Source organism: Leucobacter celer subsp. astrifaciens, from assembly GCF_001273835.1.
Classification (GTDB): domain Bacteria; phylum Actinomycetota; class Actinomycetes; order Actinomycetales; family Microbacteriaceae; genus Leucobacter; species Leucobacter celer.
This window is the reverse complement of sequence record NZ_JHEI01000150.1, coordinates 158,217-174,069: the sequence shown is the minus strand read 5'-3', so window position 1 is coordinate 174,069 and position 15,853 is coordinate 158,217. Positions and strand designations below refer to the sequence as shown.

The 15,853-nt window shown below is 71.3% G+C and carries 13 protein-coding genes and 1 tRNA gene; 1 reads left to right on the top strand and 13 read right to left on the bottom strand.

Features of this window, described 5'->3' with window-relative positions; all coding sequences use genetic code 11:
* Window positions 1-13 precede the first annotated feature (13 nt).
* The 13 genes from exaC to guaB1 form a co-directional block, all read right to left on the bottom strand.
* The gene (gene exaC, locus AMS65_RS17440; RefSeq protein ID WP_053385425.1) at window positions 14-1,537 is read right to left on the bottom strand and encodes an acetaldehyde dehydrogenase ExaC; all 1,524 of its coding nucleotides are present in this window, start codon (window positions 1,535-1,537) and stop codon (window positions 14-16) included.
* A 131-nt stretch (window positions 1,538-1,668) separates the two neighbouring features.
* Window positions 1,669-3,009: a sigma-54-dependent transcriptional regulator family protein gene (locus AMS65_RS17435; RefSeq protein WP_053385424.1), complete on the bottom strand. Its 1,341-nt coding sequence runs from the start codon at window positions 3,007-3,009 to the stop codon at window positions 1,669-1,671.
* Window positions 3,010-3,125: 116 nt separating this feature from the next.
* A complete protein-coding gene (locus AMS65_RS17430; protein ID WP_053385423.1) occupies window positions 3,126-4,217 on the bottom strand; it encodes a carboxylate-amine ligase in 1,092 nt (363 codons plus the stop codon).
* Between the two features lie 122 nt (window positions 4,218-4,339).
* Entirely contained in the window at window positions 4,340-5,128 is a 789-nt protein-coding gene (locus tag AMS65_RS17425; RefSeq protein ID WP_053385422.1) for a fumarylacetoacetate hydrolase family protein, read from the bottom strand.
* A complete protein-coding gene (locus tag AMS65_RS17420; protein ID WP_053385421.1) occupies window positions 5,125-6,228 on the bottom strand; it encodes a branched-chain amino acid aminotransferase in 1,104 nt (367 codons plus the stop codon). The genes AMS65_RS17425 and AMS65_RS17420 overlap by 4 nt, the downstream gene beginning before the upstream one ends.
* A 49-nt stretch (window positions 6,229-6,277) precedes the next feature.
* Complete coding sequence (locus tag AMS65_RS17415; protein WP_053385420.1) at window positions 6,278-7,342, bottom strand: 3-isopropylmalate dehydrogenase; 1,065 nt, start codon at window positions 7,340-7,342, stop codon at window positions 6,278-6,280.
* Window positions 7,343-7,567: 225 nt separating this feature from the next.
* Window positions 7,568-7,640: transfer RNA gene (locus tag AMS65_RS17410), tRNA-Glu, on the bottom strand.
* Window positions 7,641-7,794: 154 nt separating this feature from the next.
* Entirely contained in the window at window positions 7,795-9,402 is a 1,608-nt protein-coding gene (locus tag AMS65_RS17405) for a hypothetical protein (protein WP_053385419.1), read from the bottom strand.
* Between the two features lie 31 nt (window positions 9,403-9,433).
* On the bottom strand, window positions 9,434-10,138 hold the full coding sequence (locus AMS65_RS17400; RefSeq protein WP_157502414.1) for an ABC transporter ATP-binding protein: 705 nt from the start codon (window positions 10,136-10,138) through the stop codon (window positions 9,434-9,436).
* A gap of 17 nt (window positions 10,139-10,155) precedes the next feature.
* A complete protein-coding gene (locus tag AMS65_RS17395; protein WP_053385418.1) occupies window positions 10,156-10,566 on the bottom strand; it encodes a phage holin family protein in 411 nt (136 codons plus the stop codon).
* Window positions 10,567-10,673: 107 nt separating this feature from the next.
* Window positions 10,674-11,882: an AI-2E family transporter gene (locus tag AMS65_RS17390; RefSeq protein ID WP_053385417.1), complete on the bottom strand. Its 1,209-nt coding sequence runs from the start codon at window positions 11,880-11,882 to the stop codon at window positions 10,674-10,676.
* Between the two features lie 119 nt (window positions 11,883-12,001).
* On the bottom strand, window positions 12,002-13,432 hold the full coding sequence (gene thrC / locus AMS65_RS17385) for a threonine synthase (protein WP_053385416.1): 1,431 nt from the start codon (window positions 13,430-13,432) through the stop codon (window positions 12,002-12,004).
* A gap of 214 nt (window positions 13,433-13,646) precedes the next feature.
* A complete protein-coding gene (gene guaB1 / locus AMS65_RS17380; protein ID WP_053385415.1) occupies window positions 13,647-15,170 on the bottom strand; it encodes a GMP reductase in 1,524 nt (507 codons plus the stop codon).
* A 233-nt stretch (window positions 15,171-15,403) separates the two neighbouring features.
* On the opposite strand from guaB1, the gene mscL reads away from it, so the two are divergent.
* A complete protein-coding gene (gene mscL, locus AMS65_RS17375; RefSeq protein WP_053385414.1) occupies window positions 15,404-15,838 on the top strand; it encodes a large conductance mechanosensitive channel protein MscL in 435 nt (144 codons plus the stop codon).
* Window positions 15,839-15,853 lie beyond the last annotated feature (15 nt).

Here is a 15,853-nt window from a genome sequence, read left to right as displayed (position 1 = left end):
CGGGAGCCGCCTCTTAGAAGAACCCCTGCGCGTTCTCGCTGTAGCTCACGAGCAGGTTCTTGGTCTGCTGATAGTGGTCGAGCATCATCAGGTGGTTCTCGCGCCCGATGCCGCTCGACTTGTATCCGCCGAACGCCGCGTGCGCCGGGTAGGAGTGGTAGTTGTTCACCCAGACGCGGCCCGCCTGGATCGCGCGGCCGGCGCGGTAGGCGGTGTTGCCGCTGCGGCTCCAGACACCGGCGCCGAGCCCGTAGAGCGTGTCGTTCGCGATGCGGATCGCGTCGTCGAAGTCGGTGAAGGTCGTCGCCGACACCACCGGCCCGAAGATCTCCTCCTGGAAGATGCGCATCGAGTTGTCGCCGCGGAAGATGGTCGGCTGAATGTAGAAGCCCTCGGAGAACTCGCCGCCCAGATCCTCCACGCCGCCTCCCGTGAGCACCTGAGCCCCCTCCTGGCGGCCGATGTCGAGGTACGACTTGATCTTCTCGAACTGGTCGTTGGAGGCCTGGGCGCCCACCATGGTGTCGGTGTCGAGCGGGTTGCCCCGCGTGATGCGCTCGGTGCGCTCCACGACGGCGTCGAGGAAGTCGCCCGCGATGGATTCCTGGATCAGGGCGCGCGACGGGCACGTGCAGACCTCGCCCTGGTTCAGGGCGAACATCGCGAAGCCCTCCTGCGCCTTGTCCCAGTAGGCGTCGTTCTGCGCCATGACGTCCTCGAAGAAGATATTCGGGCTCTTGCCGCCGAGCTCGAGCGTGACGGGGATGATGTTGTCCGAGGCGTACTGCATGATGAGGCGGCCGGTCGTCGTCTCACCGGTGAAGGCGATCTTGCGGATGCGCTTGTTCGAGGCGAGCGGCTTGCCCGCCTCGGCGCCGAAGCCGTTCACGACGTTGACGACGCCCGGCGGGAGGAGGTCGCCGATCAGTTCGAAGAGCACGAGGATCGAGGCCGGAGTCTGCTCGGCCGGTTTGATCACCACGGCGTTGCCCGCGGCGAGCGCCGGGGCGAGCTTCCAGGTGGCCATGAGGATCGGGAAGTTCCAGGGGATGATCTGTCCCACGACGCCGAGCGGCTCGTGGAAGTGGTAGGCCACCAGGTCCTCGTCGATCTGCGAGATCCCGCCCTCCTGCGCGCGGATCGCGCCGGCGAAATAGCGGAAGTGGTCGATGGCGAGCGGCAGGTCGGCGTTCAGGGTCTCGCGCACGGCCTTGCCGTTGTCCCAGGTCTCGGCGACCGCGAGCATCTCGAGGTTCTCCTCCATGCGGTCGGCGATCCGATTCAGGATCACCGCGCGCTCCGCCGGGCTGGTCGCGCCCCACGCGGGTGCGGCGGCGTGCGCCGCGTCGAGTGCGGCCTCGATGTCCTCCGCGGTGCCGCGGGCGATCTCGCAGAACGCCTTGCCCGTCACCGGGGTGACGTTCTCGAAGTACTGGCCCTTGACCGGCGGCACCCACTCGCCTCCGATGTAGTGCTCGTACCGGCTCTTGAACTGCACCAGCGCATCCGGCTGGCCCGGGGCTGCGTATACGGCCATGATGGCTCTCCTTATGACGTCGTTGTCGGGGAACGGACCGCCGCTGCGGTCCGGTGATCCCGACGCTACGCCCGCCACCGTTGCACGGAGGTTGCACGCGTGTTTCCGGAGTGCTTCGGGCGCGACCCGGCTCAGGGCTCGCGCGCGAGCTGATCCAGCCGCGCGACGACCCGTGCCCGTTTCGGCGAGAGCGGCGGCAGCACCTGCAGCAGGGTCTCCCACACCTGCTCGTCATCGGGCGCCCAGCTCTGCGCATAGTCGAAGAGCGGCTCCGCGGCCGCCGACTGCAGCATCGACTCGCGCAGCGTGGCGTCGACCTCCGCGCGCAGCCGCTCGATCGCCGGCGCGGCCGAACCCGGCAGCACGGGCCCTTCGTAGGCTGCGAGTGCGAGCCGGTGTGCCCCGCGTCCGAGCGCCTCGAGCGCCTCGACGGCGTCCACCCGCAGCGGCCGGCTCAGGCGGTAGGGCCGGGACAGCAGATCGATGCCGGCGCCCTGCTGCGCGAGCCACTTGCGGAGCCGCACCAGTTCGGGCCGGAGAGTGTGCTCCGAGCCCGCCGTGCCGTACACCTGCTCGGCGAGCGCCGCCGCGCCGAGGCCCTGCGGAGCGGCCGCCAGCGAGAGCAGGATCTCGGCGTGCCTGCCGGACACGACGGCGGATCCTCCGTCGTGCTCGAGGAGCGCCGGATCGCGCCCGAGCACGACCAGTCGTGGTGCCGCGCGCCGGGGGCTCGCCGCCGTCTTCCCCGGCCGCTCCGCATCGATGAGCGCGCGCAGCGATTCGAGCTTCAGCTCGGCCTCGACCGCGGCGAGCGTCGCTTCGACGAGCGGGAGGATGTGGGGCGACGCCGCGGTGTCGCCCCCGGTGACATCGATGACGCCGATGATGGCGCCGCTCGCCGGGTCGTGCACGGGGGCTGCGGTGCAGCTCCACTGGTGCACGGCGCGGTTGTAGTGCTCGGCGCCGAGCACCTGGATCGCGTGGTCGAGCGCCAGTGCGCTGCCGGGCGCGCTCGTGCCCACCGCGGCCTCCGACCAGTCCATCCCTGCCCGGAACCCCATGTCCTCGGCCTTCGAGCGCAACCCCGGATCCCCGTCGAGCCACAGCAGCCGGCCGGCGGCGTCCCCCACCGCCACGATGAGCCCGGAGTCGCCGGCCTCCTCGAAGAGCAGCCGCTGCACCACGGGGAGCACCCGTGCGATGGGGTGGATGCGGCGCAGCTCGGCCAGCTCCTCGTCGGTCAGCGCGGGTTGCTCCGGCGCGCGGAACGGGTCGATCGTGCGCCGCTGCGACCGCAGCCACGACTCCACGACCACCGGGCGCAACTCCGCCTGCGCGGCGAATCGCTCGAGCGAGGCGGGGTCGTCGGTCGACACCGCACCGGCGACGAAGGCCTCGTGCGCCTGCGCGAGACGCCCGCGGCGCTCGCGGGCCGACTCACCGCTGCGCAGTGCACGCCATTCGCTCGCCACTCTGGCTCCTCCTTCGCAGCCGCGTCCCCGCTGCTTCCGAGAGTAGCCGAGAACCGCGTCGGCCACGACCGCTTCTCGCGGAGGAGCCGAGCCGAGCGGCGGGACACGGCAGCCCGCTACGATCCCGCGCGGTAGAGGTCCAGGAGACCGCCGATGCCGTCGGCGTCCCAGGCATCGAGCTGCAACTGCGCGGGTCCGCGGTCGGCGCGCCTGCGCTCGATGAAGCGCTCGACGAGATCCCCGTCGCCGGCGGCGGCGAGCTCGTCGGAGGCGTGCTCGATCATGGCGTCGACGAGCTGGAACGCCGGCCGCGGTTCCCCGTCGAAGGGGTCGAAGAGCTCGCCCGCGACACCGTCGCGCGCGGCCCGCCAGTGCGCGCCCCGCAAGAGGTCGGGCTGCGGGTGCTTCACGGTCTCGCCGAGTTCGTGCTCGCGCAGCGCACGCGCCGTGAGGGCGCGGAAGATCAGCGCGAGAGCGACCGCGTCCTCGGAGCGCAGCTGGGTGTCGGCCGTGCGCAGCTCGATCGTGGGGAAGCGCTCCGAAAGCCGGATCGCCCAGTTCACGATCGCCGTGTCCACGAGCGCTCCGGCGCGCACCAGGCCGTTCACCACCCGCTCGTACTCGCCGCTGTCGGCGAACGCCGGCGGATAGCCGGAGGTGGGCCACTGCTGCGTGAGCAGATAGCGCCAGCTCGCATACCCGGTCCGTTCGCCGAGGTACACGGGCGAGTTCGCCGCGAGCGCCGCGAGCACGGGCGACCAGCGGGCGAAGCGGGCGATCGCCTGCACTCCGATGTCGCGCGATGGCACCTCGATGTGCACGTGGGCGCCGGTCGAGTAGTAGCGGGCGACCGATCCGCGCACTGCATCGGCGATCTCGAGATAACGGGGCTTCGGGACCACCCGCCCCGGCTCCTCTCCGCCGATGGGCGGCAGCCCCGTGCCCGCGAGCACCAGCCCGAGGCCGTCGGCCGCAGCCGCGGCTCCAGCCCGGAACTCTCCGAGCGATTCGAGCGCCTCGTCGGCCGTCTCGCAGACCGGTGTGGCCGTCTCGAGCTGGCTGTGGAAGAACTCGTGCTCGGCGCGCAGGCCCGGTAGCGCGGCGATCAACTCCTCGGCACCGTCGCGGGGAAGCCCCGTCCCGGCGTCGAGCAGCATGAATTCCTCTTCGACACCGAACCTCGGCGCACGGGTGGAGTCTGAGGCCATCCCACCACCTGCCCTTCTCGCGGGGTTTCCAGTGTGGCACAGTCCCTGTGCGCGCCACACACTGTTACGACGAACTGCGCCGTGTCTCGCGATGCTGCTCTGCTCTGCCGCGATGGCGGGAATCACAGCACGGGGTTGCGCAGGATCCCGATCCCCTCGATCTCCACCTCGACGGTGTCGCCGGATTCGAGCAGCCCGACTCCTGCGGGGGTGCCGGTGAGAATCACGTCGCCCGGCAGCAGCGTGAACGCCTGCGAGGCGAACGCCACGATGCGCGCGAGGGAGTGGATCAGCTGGGAGGTGCGGCCCTCCTGGCGCACCTCTCCGTTGACGCGCGTGACGACACGAGCGTCGCTGAGATCCGGGTCCGTCTCGATCACAGGCCCCAGCGGGCAGAAGGTGTCGAAGCCCTTGCCCCTGGTCCACTGCCCGTCCTTGATCTGCAGATCGCGGGCCGTGACGTCGTTGGCGCAGGTGAAGCCGAAGACGTGCTTCAGCGCGTCCTCCTCGGACACGTCCTTCGTGACGGCGCCGATCACCATTGCGAGCTCGCCCTCGTGCTCCACACGATTCGAGATCGCGGGCCGCAGGATGGGCTCGCCCGGGCCGATCACCGAAGTGTTGGGCTTCAGGAAGAGCAGCGGCTCCTCAGGGGCCTCGCCGCCGGTCACGTTCTTCATCTCTTCGACGTGATCGGCGTAGTTCTTGCCGATGCAGACCACCTTCGAACGAGGGATCACCGGTGCGAGCAGCCGTGCGTCCTCGAGTCGGATGCGGCGCCCGGTCGTGTCGAAGCCGGCGACCATGGGGTCGCCGGTGAGCTCGACCAGCTCGATCTCCTGCCCGTTCTCCGACTGATCCAGGACGCCGAATGAGATCTCGCCGTCGAACTGGAAGCGCGCGACCTTCACGCTGCGGCCTCCGCCTCGACGAGCACCTCGAGCCAGCCGTGGCGGTCCTCGCGGATGCCGCTCTGGATGCCGGTCAGCTCCTCGCGCAGCGACATCGTCAGCTCGCCCGGTGCGCCGTCGCCGAAGTCGATATCGAGACCCTCGCCCTTCAACTGGCGGATCGGGGTGATCACGGCGGCGGTGCCGCAGGCGAACGCCTCGGTGATGGTGCCGTCGGCAGCGCCCTCGCGCCACTCGGTGACGGTGAGATCCCGCTCCTCCACCGCGTGGCCGCGATCCTTCGCCAGCTGGATCAGGCTGCGACGGGTGACGCCGTCGAGGATGTTGCCGTTGAGCTCGGGGGTGAGCAGCGTGCCGTCGGCGCGCACCAGGAACAGGTTCATACCGCCGAGCTCGTCGATCGTGTCGACGGTCGCGGAGTCGGTGAACAGCACCTGCTGGCAGTCGTTCTCGGCCGCGACGCGCTGCGGCAGCAGCGACGCCGCGTAGTTGCCTCCGCACTTCGCGGCGCCCGTGCCGCCCCGGCCCGCGCGGGCGAGGTCCTGCGACAGCCAGATCGACACCGGCTTCACGCCGCCGCTGAAGTACGGGCCCGCCGGGCTCGCGATGACGAGGAAGCGGGCGCGCTCGGCGGCGCGCACGCCGAGGAAGTTCTCGTCAGCGATCATGAACGGCCGCAGATAGAGGCTCTGATCCTGCCCGCCGGGCACCCAGTCGGCGTCGATGCTCACGAGCTCGCGGATGGCCTGCACGAAGAGCTCCTCCGGAAGCCGGGGCAGGGCGAGCCGGTGGGCCGACTCGTTGAGGCGGCGGGCGTTGGCCTCGGGGCGGAAGGTGACGATCGAGCCGTCGGGGCGGCGGTACGCCTTGAGCCCCTCGAAGATCTCCTGACCGTAGTGCAGCACCGACGACGCCGGATCCATGGGGATCGGGCCGTACGGAACGACCGCGGCGTCGTGCCATCCGGCGTCCTTGGTCCACACGATCGAGATCATGTGATCGGTGAAGTGGTTGCCGAAGCCGGGATCGCGCAGGATCGCCTCGCGCTCTGCAGCGGGCAAGCGGTCGGCTTCGGTGCGGGTGAAGGCCAGGTCAGTCATGGGTTCGCTCTCTTGCGTCGGAGGTTTCTCGAGGTGGAGTGCCGGGCGCTCACGCCCCGCGCGGCGGCAACTGCGCGATCACGGCGTCGCCGACCTGCGCGGTGGCCCGCGCGGCGTCGCCGCGCGAGGAGAGGTCGGCGCGCACGGCGTCGCGTACGCGGTCGCCCTCGGTCGCGAGGCCGAGGTGGTCGAGCATGAGGCCTGCGGAGAGGATCGCCGCGGTCGGGTCCGCCTTCTGCTGCCCCGCGATGTCGGGCGCAGATCCGTGAACGGGCTCGAACATGCTCGGGAACGAGCCGTCGGGATTGATGTTGCCGCTGGCCGCGAGCCCGATGCCGCCGCCGATGGCGCCGGCCAGGTCCGTGAGGATGTCTCCGAACAGATTATCAGTGACGATGACGTCGAAGCGATCCGGCCCCTGCACCATGTGGATCGTCGCGGCGTCGACGTGCATGTAGTCGACCGCGATGTCGGGGTACTCGGCCGCGACGGCCTGCACGATCCGCTGCCAGGTCGCGCCCGCGTGCACGAGCACGTTCGTCTTGTGCACCCAGGTGAGCTTCTTGCGCGGCCGCTTCTGCGCGGTCTCGAAGGCGTAGCGGACGACGCGCTCGATGCCGAGGGCCGTGTTGACCGAGACCTCGGTCGCCACCTCGTTCGGGGTGTCGGGGCGCAGGCGGCCGCCGTTGCCGGCGTAGGGACCCTCGGTGCCCTCGCGCACCACCACGAAGTCGACCTCGCCCGGGTTCTTGAGGGTCGACTCGACCCCCGGGAACAGCGTGCAGGGCCGCACGTTCGCGTAGTGCTCGAAGTCGAAGCGCAGCTTGAGCAGCAGCCCGCGCTCGATGTTCGCGTTCTTGAGACGCGGGTCGCCCGGCACGCCGCCGACCGCGCCGAAGAGAATGGCGTCGTGAACCGCGAGCTCGGCCTGCTCCTCGGCGGGCAGCGTGTCGCCGGTCTCGAGATAGCGTTCGGCCCCGAGCTTGAACTCCGTGCGCTCGAGCGCTACGTCACCGCCCGCGAGCACCGCGTCGAGCACACGATTCGCCTGCTCGATCACCTCGGGTCCGATGCCGTCACCCGGGATGACGGCGAGCTTGATGGTGCGGGTCACTGAGCGCTCCTCTTCGTGCTGGGACACAACGCCTCCAGCTTACCCGCGCGAGGCCGCAGCCCGATCCTGCCCGCGCTCACGCGATGCCTGCCGGCCCGCTTCCGCGCGTCAGTAGATGTCGCCAAACCTGCGGCGAGGCAGCAACTCCTGACGAGTAAAGGCCGGGTTCCCGCGCACCCCGGAAAGGACAGAAGCCCCACCCGAAGGTGAGGCTTCTGTTTCCGGTGACCCCAGCGGGATTCGAACCCGCGTTACCGCCGTGAGAGGGCGGCGTACTAGGCCGCTATACGATGGGGCCGGACGCTTCCAGGCCTCGGGATTCTCACCCCGCTGCCGTGGCAACTCATATATCTTGGCACACCTCCGCGCCTCACGCAAAATCGGCACGCGCATCCCGGGTGTGTCCCGCCTGATTCCGTGCCACGAGCGGCCCCGGCCCACGTGACGCCAGATCACCTCCCCTGCGCAGCCGGAGCCATCCGCACGAGCGCCCAGGCCGATAGGACGGCGAGCAGCAGCAACGACACGATCGAGGCGGCGATCGGCCACCCGCCCGTGGCGGCCACGGGCGCCCAGAGCACCCCGAGCAGTGCTCCGGCGAGCACGGCGCTGATCGGGCCGTCGAGACTCCACAGCAACACGTTGATGCCGGCCAGGTCTCCCGCGGGGGTCGGCACCGGAGCCAGCAGCTTCATCGGCAGCGGCCCCTTGAACGCCGCGAGCGCACGGAGCAGCAGCGCGGTCGCGACGACGAGCACGCCCGAGGCCGGGATCACCCACCCCGGGAGCGCCGAGGGGTCCACGTCGCTCCCCCGCACGGCACCGCTCCAGATCGCCCCGCCGAGATACGCCGCCGTGGCGAGCGCGCCGGGCACGATCAGGTGGCGGGCGGCGATCCCGGCGGGCGAGCCGGGGAGCAGCGGCGCGGATCCCGAACCGGCGGCGGCCGCTGCGAGTCCACGGAACCACGGTACGGCCGCGAGATGCGCCAGCAGCAGCGATCCCGCGCCGAGCAGTCCGGCGGGAACGGGTCCGGCAGAGGCCGGGCCCGCGCCGATCACGATCCCCCACAGCGCCCCCGCGGCACCGACTCCGGCGAGAGCCACGAGGCTACGCGCCGGAGTTCGGGCGATGCCCAGGAGATCGCGCTGCACGATCGCGGCGGTGAGGTTCCGGATCGGCCGCAGCAGCCATCGCCGCCCGGTGCGCACGGGCGCCCCGAGCCGCGCCAGCGCGGCACCCGGGTCCCCGGAGAGTGCGAGCACCTGCACCACGTCTGCGCCCGCGGCCTGCTCCCGCAGCGACTCCCACCGCATCCGGTTCACGAGGAGCGGAGCGAGCACCACCGCCAGCGCCGCCCCGAGCACCGGCATCACCGCGAGTCCGAAGACCGTCGCGGCTCCCAGCCCCGTCTGCGTCGCCCCGTCGGTGCTCGAAGCGAGCAGTCGTGCGGCAGCCGACCAGGGATCGGGCGGGATCCCGAACCGCCACTGCGTCAGGGCCAGCAGGGCGAGCGCGGCGGCGACCGCGGCGCGCACTCGCCGTCCGGCCTGCCCCACGAGCACGGCTCCGGCGGCGATCGCCCCGATCCCGGCTCCCGCCAGCAGCAGGGCGGCGCCGAGCCCCGGATCGAGTTCTCCGCGGAGCCCCCGCGCCGCGGCCACGAGCCCGGCGAGCAGCGCACCGCTCGCAGCGCCGGCCGCGAACCCGCGCCGCACCGGCGCCGCGAGCAGTCGGGCGCGCGGGATCGGGGTCGTGTGCAGCAGGTCGAGCTGCGGCAGAGCGGCGTGCGCCGGTCCCCCGTGCGCGCCGGCGAGCACGAGCAGCGCGGTCAGAGCGGTGAGCGCCGCCGCGAGCGCTCCCGGCGACGTCTCCCCGCCCGCGGGCAGGGCGCCACTCAACCAGAGCACGATGCCCCGCACGGCGGGAGCCCCCACGATGATGACGAGCATCACGGCGAGATAGATGCGGTACGACACCTCGGAGAGTCCGATCCGGTCGCTCCGGCGTCGCAGCACGGCGCGGATCGCACGTGTCTCGGCGCGCCCGCCCCGACTCATCGAATGCTCCGCCGCGCGGCTCCCGCCGGGCTCACGCCGCACCCACCACGACCTGCGCATCGGCGACGCGCTCGACCAGTACCGCGTCGTGCGAGGCACAGGCGACCGCGACACCCTGCTCCCGCGCGGCGACGATGGCCTCCGCGACGAGGGTCCGGCGATCCGGGTCCAAGCGCTGCTCGGGCTCGTCGAGCAGCAGAACCGAGCAGGGGCGCGCGAAGGTGACGGACAGCGACACGAGCTGCCGCTGGCCGCTCGACAGCTCGTGGGGGAAGCGATCGGCGAGGGCCTCGATCCCGAAGACCGCGAGCGCTTCCCCGCCCAGACCGGCCCAGGCGGGGCCGCCGTCTCCGCCGTCGGCGCGGCGCCCGCCCGCCCACGCCGCCTCGATCAGCGCGAGCTGATCCCTGATCGTGAGGTCCGGATAGAGCGTCGGGGGCTCGATGAGCGCCGCGATGTGCTCCCGCACCTCCCGCCGGCGCTCGTCCAGCGGAGCATCGCCGGAGGCCCTGAGCCGCGCCGATCCCGCGCTCGGCCTCAACCGCCCCGCGAGCACCCGGAGCAACGTCGTCTTACCGGCTCCGTTCGGTCCGCGCACCACCGTGCACACCCCCGCCGCGAGTTCGATGGAGGTCTCCGGCAGCAGCACGGCTCCGTCGAGCCGCACCGCGACGCGCTCGGCCAGCAGCACCGGGTCGCCCGACACCGGGTCGCCCGGCACCGGTTCGCCCAGCACGCCCGCGCGATCCGCCGTCAGGGCTTCGCCTGACGCATGACCTTCTGCGCCGCGCGGCGCTTCAGCCACTTGTCGATGACGAAGGCCATGAAGATCCAGCCTCCGAGCGCCGTGATCACCCACACGATGATGGGCGCGAGCACCCACGTCTCGACGCCGTGGATCTCGATGCCGCCCTGGAACAGCGAGGCGACCCACAGCGCGAGCAGCGTCGCGACGAGCCCGACACCGCCGGCGAGCGGGGCCGCGTAGCGCTGCGCGAGATTCAGCACGAAGGGACCGAGCACCGCGTGGGCGACGGTGAAGACGCCGAGGGCGGTGAGAAAGCCCCCGAGGTGCAGTTCGAAGCCCGGCAGCGCGAAGTGGACGATGACGAGCGCGATCGCCGCGAGCACCACCTGGGAGATGATCTGGAACAGCAGTCGCACGATTCGCTCCTCTCACCGGGTTCACGTGGGCGGCCGCGCCCCCGCTCTGGTGCTCTCAGCGTAGCGCAGCGGAGTCGCTGTCGGTGCGGCGCCTTCCGCGCCGCACGTCAGCTCTTCGCCACGATCTCTCCCGGCTTCGGGCGGAACAGTCGCGCGGGCAGCCCCGGGCCGTCCCACACCTGGATGATCCCCCAGGCGACCGCGGCGATCGGCACCGCGAGCACCGCGCCCAGGATGCCGCTCAGCACCGTACCGATGGTCAACGCCAGCAGGATGACGAGCGGGTGCAGCTTGAGCGCACGCCCCATGAGCACCGGTTGCAGGAAGTTGCCCTCCAGCTGGTTGACCAGCACCACCACACCGACGACGAGCACCGCGCTGAGCGGTCCGTTGGCGACGAGCGCCACGAGCGCGGCGAGGATCCCCGCGAGGGTGGCGCCGACGAGCGGGATGAACGAGAGCACGAAGACGAGCACCGCGAGCGGGATCGCGAGCGGCACCTGCAGGATGAGCAGGCCGATGTAGATGCCGATGGCGTCGACCGCGGCGACCGAGGCGGTGCCCCGCACGTAGGAGCCGAGCGTCGACACCGTCTTCTCGCCGACGCGCTCTGCGCGGGCGAGGGCCCGCCCCTCGAAGGGGCGCAGCATGAAGCGCCAGATCTTCGGCCCGTCCTTCAGGAAGAAGAACAGCACCACGATCATGAGGACGAGACCCGTCACGAAGCTCGTGATCACGCCCACCCCGGCGAGCGCCCCCGAGCCGAACTGCGCGCTCGTGAGGAAGTCGACGATCTGGTCGCCCCACTCGCGCAGCTGCGCATCGGGCGGCATGAAGGGCAAGCCGCGCACCCAGTCGATCACCTGCGCGAAACCGTCCTGCGCCTGCGCCGAGAGCTCGTCCCACTGGTCGCGCACCGCCCACACGATGAGCCAGCCGATCCCGGTCAGCAGCAGCACGATGGCGAGCAGCACGATCACGGTCGCGAGCGCCGAGGGCACCCGCCGATCCCGCAGCCAGGTCATCACCGGCAGGAAGGTGCTCGCGAAGATGAGTGCGAGCAGGATCGGGATCACGACGGTGGTGAGCTGCCGCATGCCGATGATCGCGCCCGTCGTGAGCACGAGCACGATGATGATCTGCAGGGATCGCGTCGCGAGCAGGCCGAAGCTGTCGCCCCAGACCCGCCTGGGGCTGCTGGATTCGGCCGCGACACCGCCTGTCGGGCCTCCATCAGGGCCGGCGCCCACGCCCGCGCTCCGCTCGAGCCGTGCGACGCGATCCTCGATCTCGCGTCTCCCCCACCATCCGAACATCTCGGTCCTCCGTTCGTCCTCCCCCCAGACTAGGAGCTTGCACCGACTTTCGGGTGGATCCCGCGGCGGTTCGCAGCGAAGGATGCCCGTTCAGCCGAGGGGCGCCCGGTGCCCGCGCCCTAGCGCTGCACCGCGCGGTCCGCGATGAACGCGCGCAGCTCCGCCTCGTCGTCGGCCATCTCGGTAACGTGCTGCGGCAGCTCGATCAGGCCCGCGAGGTGCTCGGGGATGCCGATGCGCTCCCCCGTCGCCTCGAACACGATCTCGGGGAACTTCGCCGGCTTCGCGGTCTCGAGCACCAGCATCGGCACGCCGGGCTCCACGCGCTCGCGCGCCACCTTCACACCGTCGGCGGTGTGCGGGTCGATCAGCACCCCGCTCGTCTCGAACACCGAGCGGATCGTCGCGACGCGATCCGCGTGCGTGCTCGTGCCGCTCTGCAGGCCGAACTCGGCCTCGAAGCGGGGCAGTTCGGCGGTGAGGTCGATCCGGCCCGTCTCGTCGAGCTCGCGCCAGGCGGCGGCGAGCCGCTCGGGATCCCGGCCCAGCAGGTCGAACACGAAGCGCTCGAGGTTCGAGGCCTTCGAGATATCCATCGACGGGCTCGAGGTCGCGTAGGTCTCGGCGGCGGCGCGCGGCGCGTAGACGCCGGTGCGGAAGAACTCGTCGAGCACGTTGTTCTCGTTGGCCGCGAGCACGAGGCGGCGGATCGGCAGGCCCATCGCGCGGGCGAGGTGGCCCGAGAGGATGTTGCCGAAGTTGCCCGAGGGCACCGTGAACGAGACCTCGAAGCCGGCGCGCTCGGCCGCGGGCACGCCGTCGGTGGCGCGCAGCCACGCCCAGAAGTAGTAGACCATCTGAGCGCTGATGCGGCCCAGGTTGATCGAGTTGACGGTGCCGAGGTGGTTGGCGCGCTTGAACCCGAGGTCGCCCGAGAGCGCCTTGACGAGGTTCTGGCAGTCGTCGAAGACGCCCGCGACCGCGATGTTGTGGATGTTGTCGTCGGCGAGCGAGTACATCTGCGCGCGCTGGAAGTCGCTCATGCGGCCCTGGGGCGAGAGCATGAACACCGCGATGCCGTCCTTGCCGCGCAGCGCGTACTCGGCCGCCGAGCCGGTGTCGCCCGAGGTGGCGCCGATGATGTTGAGCGCGCGGTCGCTGCGCGCCAGCACGTACTCGAGCGACTGCCCGAGGAACTGCATCGCCATGTCCTTGAAGGCGAGCGTCGGTCCCTCAGACAGGCCGACAAGCGCGATCCCGTCCTCCAGCTGCGTGAGCGGCACGACCTCGTCGGCCACGAAGTTCTCGGCGCTGTAGGCGGCGCGGCACATGGCGGCGAGGTCGTCGCGCGGGATGTCGGTGGCGTACAGGCCCAGGATCTCGGTCGCGAGCTCGGGGTAGGCGAGGGATCGCCAGGCCTCGACCTGCTCCGACGAGACCTGCGGCACCGTCTCGGGCACCACGAGTCCGCCGTCGGTGGCGAGCCCCTCCAGCAGGATCGCGCTGTACGGTGCAGGCTCCATGCCGCCGCGGGTCGAGATGTACTTCACCGATGCTCCTTTGTCGAGGCCAACCCGACCATTCTATTCGCCGCACCCAGCCGTCGCCTGGCCATCAGCCCATCTGCCGGGTTCGTGCGCTGCAGTGCATCCGGGATCTGCCGAAGATATGCCGCTCGCAGCTCGATCCGGCATATCTTCGGCAGATCCCATATCTTCGGCAGGCGGGCTCCGCCGGAGGCGAGCGGCCGCCATCCGGCCGGGGTCACCACGAGACCGGCAGCGCCTTGCCCTCCTCGTAGCCGGCGGCCGACTGCAGGCCCACGTGGGCGCGCAGGTGGAAGTCGCGCAGGTTCTGGGCGCCGGCGTAGGTGAACGACGAGCGCACCCCCGAGGTGATCATGTCGATCAGGTCCTCGATGCCGGGGCGCTGCGGATCGAGGTAGATCTTCGACGACGAGATGCCCTCGGCGAACAGCTCCTTGCGCGCCCGCTCGTAGGCGTCGAGCGCGCCGAAGCGGCCCTGCACCGCCTTCGTCGAGGCCATGCCCCACGACTCCTTGTACTGCCTGCCGTCCGCGTCGGTGCGCAACTCGCCGGGAGACTCGGCGGTGCCCGCGAACCAGGAGCCGATCATCACCGAGGCGGCTCCCGCGGCGAGCGCGAGCGCGACGTCGCGCGGATAGCGCACGCCGCCGTCGGCCCAGACGTGGGCGCCGAGCTCCCGCGCGGCCTGCGCGGTCTCGAGCACGGCGGAGAACTGCGGGCGGCCGACCGCGGTCATCATGCGCGTGGTGCACATGGCTCCCGGCCCCACTCCCACCTTGAGGATCGTGGCGCCCGCGGCGACGAGATCACCGGCACCGTCCGCGGTGACGATGTTGCCGGCCACGATGGGAAGGCCCAGATCCAGCCCGGAGACGGTGCGCAGCGTGCGCAGCATGCCCTCCTGGTGGCCGTGCGCCGTGTCGACCACCAGCACGTCGACGCCCGCGGCCGCGAGGGCGCGCGCCTTCTCGGCGGCGTCGCCGTTGATGCCGACCGCGGCCGCCACGGCGAGCCGGCCGTCGCCGTCGAGCGCAGGCCGGTAGATGGACCGGCGCAGGGCCGAGCGCTGCGAGAGCGTGCCGACGAGTTGCCCGCCGGACACCACGCAGACGGCCTCGGCGCCGTGTCCGTCCGCACCTGTGCCGGTCGAACCCGTGCCGATCGAACCCGTGCCGATCGCTGCCGCGACCGCGTCGAAGGCCGCGCGCGGATCCTCCAGCTCGGCGGCGTCGAGCACGGGGACCTCGTCGTGCACCAGGTCCCCCAGCCGCGCGTCGGCGGGCACCGAGGCGAGCCGGCTCGCCGAGAGCACCCCGCGGACCGAGGCCGCGGAGACCCGTTCTCCGGCCGCGGGCGCATCCCCGGCCACGACCACCACGGTCTGTCCCTCGGCGCGCGGGATCAGCCGCAGCGCATCGTCGGCGGTCGCGTCGGCGGGCAGCACGAGAGGGGTGTCGAAGGCGCTCGGCTGATCCTTCACCCAGCGGATCGCACCGGCTGCGTCGTCCCGCGACAGGTCCTGCGGCAGCACGGCGAGGCCGCCGCGCCGCGCGAGCACCGCCGCGAGGCGCGGACCCGTGACCGAGTTCATGTTGGCGGCGACGAGCGGCAGCGTCGCGGGAGTGTCATCGGTGGGCGCCAGGTCGACCCCGAGCCGGCTGCCCACGTCCGAGTGCCGCGGTACCAGGAACACGTCCGAGTAGGTGAGATCAACCGTGGGCATCGCGCCGATAAACTCCATGGCTCCCACGCTAGAGCATCCCGATCGGCGCTCCCCGTGCGTTCGGGATCGGAGCGCCCTGCCCGCCGGAGGAGACACCCGAGAAGGCGCCGGACCCGGCACCGATCCCGGCACCGATCCCGCCGATCCCGCCCAGGAACCTGGGCCGGGGTCCGAGAATCTCTGCGCGGTGCCGCCGTTCTCGGGTCGATGCGAACTACCCTGGGTGCGTCCAGTCTTCGAGAGGAGTCAAGATGTTCAAAGGTTTCAAGGAGTTCCTGCTGCGCGGCAACGTGGTCGACCTGGCGGTCGCCGTGGTCATCGGCGCCGCCTTCAACTCGGTGGTGGAGCGCGTCGTGGAGTCGCTCATCAACCCGATCATCGGCATGGTCTTCCGAGCCGACTCGCTCGACGGGGCGCTGCAGATCGGGCTGCCTGGCGGCGGCACGCTCGCGCTCGGCGCGGTGATCGGCGCACTCATCAACTTCGTGATCGTCGCGGCGGTCGTCTACTTCGTGTTCGTGATGCCCATGAACCGCCTGCGCAAGCCCGCCCCCGACAGCGACGAGCCCGCCGTTCCGACCGAGCAGGAGCTGCTGACCGAGATCCGCGACCTGCTGCAGGCGCAGGCGGCCGGCGCAGCCGCGAGCGGCGACACCGGCACCGACGGCTCGCAGCACAAGCACTGAGGGGGCCTGCCTCCG

Coding starts and splice junctions, on each gene's coding strand:
- guaB1 (WP_053385415.1), bottom strand. CDS start 15,170: ATGGAGTTTATCGGCGCGATGCCCACGGTTGATCTCACCTACTCGGAC.
- AMS65_RS17390 (WP_053385417.1), bottom strand. CDS start 11,882: ATGTTCGGATGGTGGGGGAGACGCGAGATCGAGGATCGCGTCGCACGG.
- exaC (WP_053385425.1), bottom strand. CDS start 1,537: ATGGCCGTATACGCAGCCCCGGGCCAGCCGGATGCGCTGGTGCAGTTC.
- AMS65_RS17430 (WP_053385423.1), bottom strand. CDS start 4,217: ATGGCCTCAGACTCCACCCGTGCGCCGAGGTTCGGTGTCGAAGAGGAA.
- AMS65_RS17405 (WP_053385419.1), bottom strand. CDS start 9,402: ATGAGTCGGGGCGGGCGCGCCGAGACACGTGCGATCCGCGCCGTGCTG.
- mscL (WP_053385414.1), top strand. CDS start 15,404: ATGTTCAAAGGTTTCAAGGAGTTCCTGCTGCGCGGCAACGTGGTCGAC.
- AMS65_RS17420 (WP_053385421.1), bottom strand. CDS start 6,228: ATGACTGACCTGGCCTTCACCCGCACCGAAGCCGACCGCTTGCCCGCT.